This is a genomic window from Methylobacterium variabile (assembly GCF_001043975.1).
GTDB classification, from domain to species: Bacteria; Pseudomonadota; Alphaproteobacteria; order Rhizobiales; family Beijerinckiaceae; genus Methylobacterium; species Methylobacterium variabile.
The window spans coordinates 1-734 of sequence record NZ_LABY01000426.1 but is presented as its reverse complement, the minus strand read 5'-3'; the positions used below and the strand labels follow the sequence as shown (position 1 = coordinate 734).

Below are 734 nucleotides of genomic sequence, written 5' to 3'. Positions count from 1 at the left end.
CGCGGCCCTCTAAGGACCGCGCCGTTCAGGGGCGCTCAAGCCCTTGCAGGGAGTGTTGCACATGCGCCTCGATGCCATCTCCATCGGCAAGAATCCCCCCGAAGACGTCAACGTCGTCATCGAGGTTCCTGTCGGCGGCGAGCCGATCAAGTACGAGATGGACAAGGAAGCCGGGACCCTGATCGTCGACCGGTTCCTCTACACGGCGATGCACTACCCGGGGAACTACGGCTTCATTCCCCACACCCTGTCGGGCGACGGCGACCCCTGCGACGTCCTCGTCGCCAACACCCGGGCGATCGTGCCCGGCGCCGTGATGAGCGTGCGCCCGGTCGGCGTGCTGATCATGGAGGACAATTCCGGCGAGGACGAGAAGATCATCGCGGTCCCGTCCCACAACCTGACCAAGCGGTACGACCGGATCGACAACTACACCGACCTGCCCGACATCACGATCCACCAGATCCAGCACTTCTTCGAGCACTACAAGGATCTCGAGCCCGGCAAGTGGGTGAAGATCGTGCGCTGGGGCGACAAGGCCGAGGCGCAGCGCCTGATCCTCGAGGGTATCGAGCGCGCCAAGAAGTCGAAGTGAGCGGCGACGGGCCGGCGTGAGCGGATGGAGGCGGGGCGGGCGGTTCGCTTCCCCGCCCGTCGGGTCGCGCGGTGGCGGAGGTCGATGCGTCGAGAACGCATCGGCCGCTCGTCTGGTGCCCTGCCGTGACGATTCGGGG

The 734-nt window shown here is 66.2% G+C and carries 1 protein-coding gene; it reads left to right on the top strand.

The features are described 5' to 3' along the window. The first annotated feature begins 61 nt into the window (after nt 1-61). Nucleotides 62-595 (top strand): inorganic diphosphatase, encoded by a 534-nt coding sequence (ppa, locus tag VQ02_RS33660; RefSeq protein WP_048448632.1) that lies wholly within the window; start codon nt 62-64, stop codon nt 593-595. The last annotated feature ends 139 nt before the right edge of the window (nt 596-734 follow it).

Coding starts and splice junctions, on each gene's coding strand:
- ppa (WP_048448632.1), top strand. CDS start 62: ATGCGCCTCGATGCCATCTCCATCGGCAAGAATCCCCCCGAAGACGTC.